10 protein-coding genes are annotated in these 7,468 nt (G+C 36.5%); 6 read left to right on the top strand and 4 right to left on the bottom strand.

The features are described 5' to 3' along the window. The coding region (locus HRT72_02510; GenBank protein ID NQY66583.1) for an NAD+ synthase at positions 1–766 on the bottom strand (766 nt) is incomplete at its 3' end. A 39-nt stretch (positions 767–805) separates the two neighbouring features. Continuing rightward, positions 806–1,525: a PorT family protein gene (locus HRT72_02505; protein NQY66582.1), complete on the bottom strand. Its 720-nt coding sequence runs from the start codon at positions 1,523–1,525 to the stop codon at positions 806–808. A 17-nt stretch (positions 1,526–1,542) separates the two neighbouring features. On the opposite strand from HRT72_02505, the gene HRT72_02500 reads away from it, so the two are divergent. Both HRT72_02500 and gldC read left to right on the top strand, forming a co-directional pair. Beyond that, positions 1,543–2,589 carry a hypothetical protein gene (locus tag HRT72_02500; protein ID NQY66581.1) on the top strand — a complete coding sequence of 349 codons (1,047 nt, stop codon included), beginning with the start codon at positions 1,543–1,545 and terminating at the stop codon, positions 2,587–2,589. Positions 2,590–2,592: 3 nt separating this feature from the next. Then, the gene (gene gldC, locus HRT72_02495) at positions 2,593–2,931 is read left to right on the top strand and encodes a gliding motility protein GldC (protein ID NQY66580.1); all 339 of its coding nucleotides are present in this window, start codon (positions 2,593–2,595) and stop codon (positions 2,929–2,931) included. A gap of 3 nt (positions 2,932–2,934) precedes the next feature. Here gldC and HRT72_02490 read toward each other — a convergent pair whose 3' ends face one another. After that, positions 2,935–3,537 (bottom strand): YihA family ribosome biogenesis GTP-binding protein, encoded by a 603-nt coding sequence (locus tag HRT72_02490; GenBank protein NQY66579.1) that lies wholly within the window; start codon positions 3,535–3,537, stop codon positions 2,935–2,937. After that, positions 3,527–4,309, bottom strand: coding sequence for an alpha/beta hydrolase (locus HRT72_02485; GenBank protein ID NQY66578.1), 783 nt, complete (start codon positions 4,307–4,309; stop codon positions 3,527–3,529). Before HRT72_02485 ends, HRT72_02490 begins: the two co-directional genes overlap by 11 nt. Positions 4,310–4,569: 260 nt before the next feature. Here HRT72_02485 and mraZ point away from each other — a divergent pair, with 260 nt between their 5' ends. The 4 genes from mraZ to HRT72_02465 all read left to right on the top strand — a co-directional run. Further along, positions 4,570–5,031, top strand: coding sequence for a division/cell wall cluster transcriptional repressor MraZ (gene mraZ, locus HRT72_02480; protein ID NQY66577.1), 462 nt, complete (start codon positions 4,570–4,572; stop codon positions 5,029–5,031). After that, positions 5,031–5,927 (top strand): 16S rRNA (cytosine(1402)-N(4))-methyltransferase RsmH, encoded by an 897-nt coding sequence (rsmH, locus tag HRT72_02475; protein ID NQY66576.1) that lies wholly within the window; start codon positions 5,031–5,033, stop codon positions 5,925–5,927. Before mraZ ends, rsmH begins: the two co-directional genes overlap by 1 nt. Positions 5,928–5,931: 4 nt before the next feature. Then, positions 5,932–6,291 carry a hypothetical protein gene (locus tag HRT72_02470; protein NQY66575.1) on the top strand — a complete coding sequence of 120 codons (360 nt, stop codon included), beginning with the start codon at positions 5,932–5,934 and terminating at the stop codon, positions 6,289–6,291. Then, positions 6,278–7,468, top strand: a 1,191-nt coding sequence (locus HRT72_02465; protein ID NQY66574.1) for a hypothetical protein, incomplete at its 3' end; no start/stop codon positions are given. The genes HRT72_02470 and HRT72_02465, both read left to right, overlap by 14 nt.

The following is a 7,468-nucleotide window of genomic DNA, read 5'->3' as shown; positions in this document are numbered from 1 at the left end:
CTTTTTCGGGCAAATTTTCTAAATCAATAAACGATATGTCTTCTTCAAATTTTGCTAATTCAAGTACCTGAGATCCGTTGCTTGTAAAAACCGATGATGCTCCGTCGAAAAGAATATCTGTTTGTCCACCCACTTGATTTACAGAAATAATAGGTGTGTTGTATAACACAGCTTTACTGCTTAAAATTGATTTTCTTTTTTCGGTGTATTCAAATGAGAATGGAGAAGCCGCGATGTGAATAATTAAATCGGCTTTATCGTTCTTCATCTTTTCTAATGGACAATTTAAATAAAGAGGGTTGTTGTCTTCATACCAGACATCTTCACAGATAGTTAGTGCAATCGTTTTACCATTAAAGCGAAATGTAGATGGATTGTCGTTAGGCTCAAAATAGCGGTACTCATCAAAGATGTCGTAATTGGGTATAAGCGATTTGTGTTGGGCAAAGCTGATTTTTCCATCGGATAAAAAGTAGGCAGAGTTAAATAGCTGTTTACCTGGATTTGCATTTCTGGATGGTCCACCTACAATGGCCGAAATGCCAATACACTCTTTGGCTATACTGTTTATTACATCTTCACAGTCTTGGATAAAAGAATCGAATTCTAACAGATCTCGGGCCGGATAACCACAGATAGCCAATTCAGCAAAAATAACCAAATCAGCTTGTTGGGATTTCGCTCGGTGAATAGATTTAATGATTTTAGCACAATTTCCCTCAATGTCACCTATTGTGTAGTTGAGTTGAGCTAATGCTATCTTCATGTAAAAGTACTGGTTCGGCGTTATTTAGGTAATACCGAATTAGAACATAATTCCTAAAGTAACAGTAATTGCTTTGGAGTACGCAACAGGAGCTAACCCATCTATAAGATTAGGTTGCTTGTCAATCTTTTTAGGAAATTGATTTGAAAAACCGTTGTTGAACTTGATACCCATTAGAAATGCCGTATTACCACTAATATTATATTCAGCACCAAAACCTACTACAAGTCCTGCACGGAACAAGGCGATTTCCTTCTCAATATATTGGTCGTCTTTATGCTGGACGCCATCAAATTCGTACACTCCTAAGCCTTCGTTTATATCATCAGCTCTAGCAGAAACTCTAACACCTAATTCTAATCCGAATTGCCCATAATATTTAAAATACCCGATTTCTTTTGTCATCATTTTTATAGACAATGGGAGAACAACATATTTTAAACGATATGTTCTGTTCGTTAAAACGTATGAAAGTGAATCGTCTTCAGTTTTAGCAAAAATACTATCGTTATAAGATAATTTTCCTCCCAAATTAGCAAAGTCGATACCTGTGAGAATTGAATAGTTATCACTGAAAGCGATTTCGGTTACAACACCATAGGTAAACCCTGTTCTAATACCAGTCCTTTTTAAAGGCTCGTTGTTTTCTGGTTTTATCCAACTAAAGGTAGGGTCAGCTTTGAGACCAATTCTAAGATCTCCGGCAAATCCGGCACTTGATAACGTAAATAATAAAACTATCAGAGATAACTTTTTCATAAATTTGTTTTTATAAAATGGATAGAGCTATAATGACTAATCTGCTAACAAATTATTCACTAACAGTCACAAAAATAATATTTTTTTGTCTAGTACTGACATCTTGTGAATCAGATAAATTTAGGGTTGATATTTCTGACATTCAACTTGATATAGAAGTTAAACGATTTGAAGTTGATTTGTTTCGAAAGGAGTACGCAACTCTTGAGGAGAAAACTGATTTCCTGAAAAACGAGTATGGCGATTTCTATCAATTTTTTTGTGAACAAGCTATACGGGTGGGACGTATCTCGGATGATGATCATATAAAAGATTTGAACTCTTTTGTGACGGATCCATATATAACAGAACTTAATATGGATGTGGAAGCCGAATATGCGGATTTTACTGAAATTGAATCTCGGATCGTAGACGATTTTAAGAGATATAAGTTTCATTTTAAGGAAAGCGAGATTCCGGATATATATACGTTCGTTTCAGGATTTAATTACTCTATAATAAGAACCGAGAATTCTATTGGTATTGGTCTAGATCGATATTTGGATACTGCAAAAAGCTATTATTCTCGTTTGGGCTACCCAGCATATATGATTCGGAAAATGCGCAAGAAATTTATCGAGGTGGATGTGATGTCTAGTTGGTTAAAAACAGAATATCCGATCGATGAATTAGAGAAAAATCTTCTGGAGAAAATTATTCATGAAGGTAAAATAGCCTATTTGTTAGATGGTTTAGTTGTTAATGAGCACGACTCTATTAAATTCGGTTATACACCTGTTCAGTTAGAATGGTGTGAAAATAATGAGTCGAGGATTTGGGCTACACTTATTGAGAACGAGGTGTTGTATACTTCTGATTATGATGTGTCTAGAAGGTATTTGGGTGAGGCACCATTTACGATGGATATGACAAAAGATTCCCCTGGACGTATTTGCGCTTGGGTGGGATTACAGATTATAAGAAAGTACATGGATCGAAATTCAGAAATGTCGATGAAGGAGTTAATGGAACAAAGTGATAGTCAGAAAATACTCTCTGATTCAAGGTATAAACCCAAAATATAAAGTATGTCGGATTCTAATATGGATATAATATTTTCAGTTAAAACAGATGAAAATAAAATCCCTGAAAAAATTGAGTGGGAAGCAACGGATGAAAACCAAAAGAGCGAGTGCAAGGCAATTTTAGTTTCTGTTTGGGATAAAGATCAGCAAAATACGATGGGCATAGATCTTTGGACAAAAGACATGACTGTAGACGAGATGAAGCAGTTCTTTCACCAAACATTATTGTCGATGTCGGAAAGCTTTCAGAGAGCTACTGGTGAGGATAAGATTGTTGGCGATATGCAAGACTTCTGCTTTCACTTTGCAGATAAGATGAATATAGTTCAGAAAGAGTCTTAGTAATTACTTAGCGAGATCTTGATTCGTTTTCTCGATGTAATTCAAAAGCTCACTACAACCTGTTTTTGTTACCGATGAGGTAGAAATACTTATGGGTAATTCGCCCCAAGTTTTTAGCATTTCTTTTTTGTAGTTCTCAATATTGGATTTTTTCTGGGATGCTTTAAGCTTATCTATTTTTGTAAATACCATCACAAAAGGGATATGTTTCTTCCCTAACCACTCCATGAATTCCAAATCAATTTGTTGCGGAGTATGTCTTGCATCAAGTAATACAAACATAGAAACTAAGTTCTTTCTTGTAAGAACGTAAGATTGAATAAGCTTTTCTAACCCCGCTCTATCATCCTTAGATCTTTTAGCATAACCATATCCAGGTAGATCCACAAGGTGCCATTCTTTATTAATTAGGAAATGGTTGATTAGCAGTGTTTTACCGGGTGTTCCAGAGATTTTAGCTAGCTTGTTTCGGTTGGTAAGTGCATTTATTAACGATGATTTACCCACATTTGATCGGCCGATAAACGCATACTCAAACATTTCTGTTTCAGGACATTTAGAAGCTTCTGCGTTGCTTGTTACGAAAGACGCTGATTTAATTTCCATCGTTTGCTAAATCAGGAAATTTATCTTCAAGCCAAGTCATCATCAGGCCGTTAAACTCTTCAGGATGCTCCATCATTGGTGCATGACCACATTTGTCGATCCAAAATAAATCTGAATTAGGAAGTAATGAATGGAACTCTTCTGCCACGTTTGGCGGAGTTATAATGTCATTTTTACCCCAAATAAGGCAAGTTGGTACAGTGAATTTTGGAAGATCTTTAGCCATGTTATGACGAATAGCAGATTTCGCTAAAGAAATTACACGTATTACTTTAGATCGATTATTTACAATTTCATAGCATTCGTCAACTAATTCCTTCGTGCCATGCTTAGGATCGTAGAATGTAATTTCAACCTTATTTTTAACGAATTCATAGCTTTCTCGCTTAGGAAAGGTGCCACCCATAGCGTCTTCATATAGGCCGGAACTACCAGTCAAAACAAGAGATTTGATTTCGTCTCCATATTTAGAAGTGTAGACTAACGCAATGTGTCCGCCTAGCGAATTCCCTAGTAATGTAAAGTCATTTAAACCTTTAAATTTTACAAATTCACGAACATATTTAGAAAGGCTCCCAACGTTGGTGGATAAAAGTGGAGAAGTGTAAATTGGGAGAAGGGGTACAATAACCTTGTACTTTCCTTTAAAGTCTTCTATCACGTCAGCAAAATTGCTGAGAGCTCCAAAAAGTCCATGTAGAATAAGGATTACATGGCCTTCACCTTCTTCAATGTACTCGAACTTGTCTTCAGAATGAATTGTGTATTCCATGTTATACTTAAAGGTGTAAAAGTAGAATAAATACGCCAGAAAATGGACATATCTAATAGACAGTAAATCAATGTAATAAACGAAATAAGTTTTCTGGGGTTTCGAACTGAAATTCTAAAAATGGTGGAGTTAAGAATGGGATAAAAGCGCCAGGATTGTTCAAAACATGTTGATAACGAGTAATGTTATTAACAATCGTGGGAGAAAGTGGTAAAATGTGGGAGGAATATGGTTATATTTACGCACGCGATTAATTAGGCATGGCAAACTTTATAGGAGAATTTGATTGTAAAATAGATGCAAAGGGTCGCTTCTTGTTCCCGTCTGGGTTAAAGAAGCAATTAGATCCTTCGGCACAAGAGCTCTTTGTTGTAAACAGAGGGTTTGAAAAGTGCCTTGTTTTATGGCCATTGAATATATGGGAAGCCGAAACGAAAAAACTGAACAAGCTTAATCTGTACAAGAAGAAAAACAGAGAATTTGTAAGAAGGTTCAATAATGGCGCTACACAGTTAAATATTGATGGTAATGGAAGATTACTTCTTCCAAAGCGATTGATGGCATATGGTGATATGATGAAAGAGGTCGTTTTGAAATCTTTCATAAACAAGATTGAGATCTGGGATAAAGCAACCCATGATGAGATGATGAATAACGAAGAAATTGATTTTGCGGATTTGGCCGAAGAGGTGATGGGGGATATTGAAGAAGACCAAGATTGATGGAATACCATAATTCAGTTATGCTGGCACAATGTATAGAAGGATTAAATATTAAAAAAAATGGAATTTATGTCGACGTTACATTCGGAGGAGGCGGTCATTCAAAGGAGATATTGAAACAGATGACCGACGGCCGCTTATACGCTTTTGACCAGGATGGAGACGCAGCCAACAATACAATCGACGACGAAAGATTCTTACTAATCAGACAAAATTTCAGGCATCTCAAAACTAATTTACGCCAACTGGAAGTTGAAAGCGTAGATGGTATCCTTGCCGACCTAGGCGTTTCTTCACATCAATTCGATACACCAGAAAGAGGATTTTCAATTCGATTCGATGCCGATTTAGATATGCGAATGAATGATTTGGCAGAGCTAACGGCTCTGGATGTACTTGCGACTTACACGAAAGATGAGCTTGCAGATGTATTATTTAACTACGGCGAAATTAGAAATTCAAGACAGGTAGCACAGGGCATCGTGAATTACAGAGATAAAAAGGAAATCAAGACAGTTACCGATTTGAAAGATTCGATTCGATCGTTTTTGCAAAAAGGGAAAGAGAATAAATTCCTCGCAAGGGTATTCCAGGCATTGCGGATTGAGGTGAACGATGAAATTGCGGCACTTAAAGATCTGCTTACACAGAGCAAAAAGGTATTAAAGAAAGACGGTCGATTAGTGATTATGTCTTACCACTCATTAGAAGACCGGTTGGTAAAGAATTTTATTAGATCGGGTAATCTGAAAGGAGAAATAGAGAAAGATCAATTCGGTAATGTACTTTCTGATTTTAAAATGATTAGTAGAAAGGCTATAGTGCCAACGGAAGAGGAGATGGAAATTAATTCTCGTGCAAGAAGCGCGAAACTGAGAATAGCAGAAAAAATTTAGGGTAATGTCTAAAGTGAAAAAGGAGCAAAAGGAAAAACAAAATGTGGTTGTAAAAACCATATTGGATATCATCAATGGCAATTTCCTTGGTAAGGATAAGGTTGTTCAAACACTTCCTTATTTAATTTTCCTCACGTTTTTAGTTATCTGTTATATTGGAAATGGCTACTACGCCGAAAAGTCTGTGAGAGCTATCGATAGCCTTGAAGGCGAGCTTAGAGAATTGAACTCTGAATACATCACATTGAAATCTGACCTAATGGTTAAAAGCAAACAGTCCGAAGTTGCTCGGTCTGTTGAGGCGTTGAATCTGCAGGAGTCTGTAACACCCCCTAAAAAAATTGTTATCGATGGCAACGAATAAGAAAGACGTACTCTGGCGCATATACCTGGTTTACCTCCTTACATGTCTTTTTTGTCTCGTTATTATCGGAAAAATTATCTCTATTCAATTCGTTGAAGGAGACACTTTACGCGCTAAGGGACAAAACTTTAGTCGAAAAATAGTTGATATAAAAGCAGTTCGAGGTAACATCTACGATCGTAACGGATCATTGCTAGCAACTTCTCTTCCTATATATGAAGTGCGGATGGATTTAAACTCTGATGCACTTACGGATGAAGTGTTTGATAAAAATATCGATTCATTATGCTTTAAATTGTCTGGAATGTATACATGGAAATCTGCATTAGATTATAAGAAAGAACTTGTAACCGCTAGAGAAAAGGGAGCTCGTTATCACCTTATAAAGAGAAATGTTCGATTCAATGAATTGAAAGAACTGAAAACATTCCCTCTATTTAGGAGAGGAAAGTATAAAGGTGGCTTTATATATATACAAAGAAATAAACGGGAGAAGCCATTCAAAATGTTAGCACATCGTACGATAGGATACGACCGGGAGAAAGTGGTTAGTGTTGGATTGGAAGGTGCATATAATGAAGAACTAAAAGGAGTTTCTGGTAGTAGGTTGATGCAGAAAATTGCCGGTGGCGTTTGGAAACCAATCAATGATGAGAACGAAATTCAACCACAAGATGGATATGATGTTTATACTACAATAGATATAAATATTCAAGATCTGGCTTACGAGGCATTGCTTCGTCAGTTAGAAAAACAAAATGCCGACCATGGTTGTGTAGTTGTAATGGAAGTTGAGACTGGCGAGATTAAGGCGATTGCCAATCTTTCGAAGGGCGAAACAGGCAAGTATTATGAAAAATACAACTATGCAATTGGTGAAAGAGATGAGCCTGGTTCTACTTTTAAATTAGCTTCGGTTATTGCCTTATTGGAAGATGGATATGTAGATCCAAATGATAGCGTAGATACAGAAGGCGGTAAAACCAAGTTTTATGATTACACCGTTCATGATTCGAAGAGAGGTGGTCATGGAACGATATCTGTTCAGCAAGCATTCGAACTTTCATCTAATGTTGGGATCGCCAAGTTGATCGATGAGAATTATGGAAAACATCCAGAGAAATTCATCGCGCAGCTCCATAATATGCATATGCATAAGAAAACGGGAATTGAAATT

The organism is Flavobacteriales bacterium (assembly GCA_013214975.1).
In the GTDB taxonomy this organism is placed as follows: Bacteria; Bacteroidota; Bacteroidia; order DT-38; family DT-38; genus DT-38.
The sequence above is the reverse complement of the archived record's forward strand: the minus strand, read 5'-3'. Positions and strand labels throughout refer to the sequence as shown.

Coding starts and splice junctions, on each gene's coding strand:
- HRT72_02505 (NQY66582.1), bottom strand. CDS start 1,525: ATGAAAAAGTTATCTCTGATAGTTTTATTATTTACGTTATCAAGTGCC.
- HRT72_02500 (NQY66581.1), top strand. CDS start 1,543: ATGGATAGAGCTATAATGACTAATCTGCTAACAAATTATTCACTAACA.
- gldC (NQY66580.1), top strand. CDS start 2,593: ATGTCGGATTCTAATATGGATATAATATTTTCAGTTAAAACAGATGAA.
- HRT72_02490 (NQY66579.1), bottom strand. CDS start 3,537: ATGGAAATTAAATCAGCGTCTTTCGTAACAAGCAACGCAGAAGCTTCT.
- HRT72_02485 (NQY66578.1), bottom strand. CDS start 4,309: ATGGAATACACAATTCATTCTGAAGACAAGTTCGAGTACATTGAAGAA.
- mraZ (NQY66577.1), top strand. CDS start 4,570: ATGGCAAACTTTATAGGAGAATTTGATTGTAAAATAGATGCAAAGGGT.
- rsmH (NQY66576.1), top strand. CDS start 5,031: ATGGAATACCATAATTCAGTTATGCTGGCACAATGTATAGAAGGATTA.
- HRT72_02470 (NQY66575.1), top strand. CDS start 5,932: ATGTCTAAAGTGAAAAAGGAGCAAAAGGAAAAACAAAATGTGGTTGTA.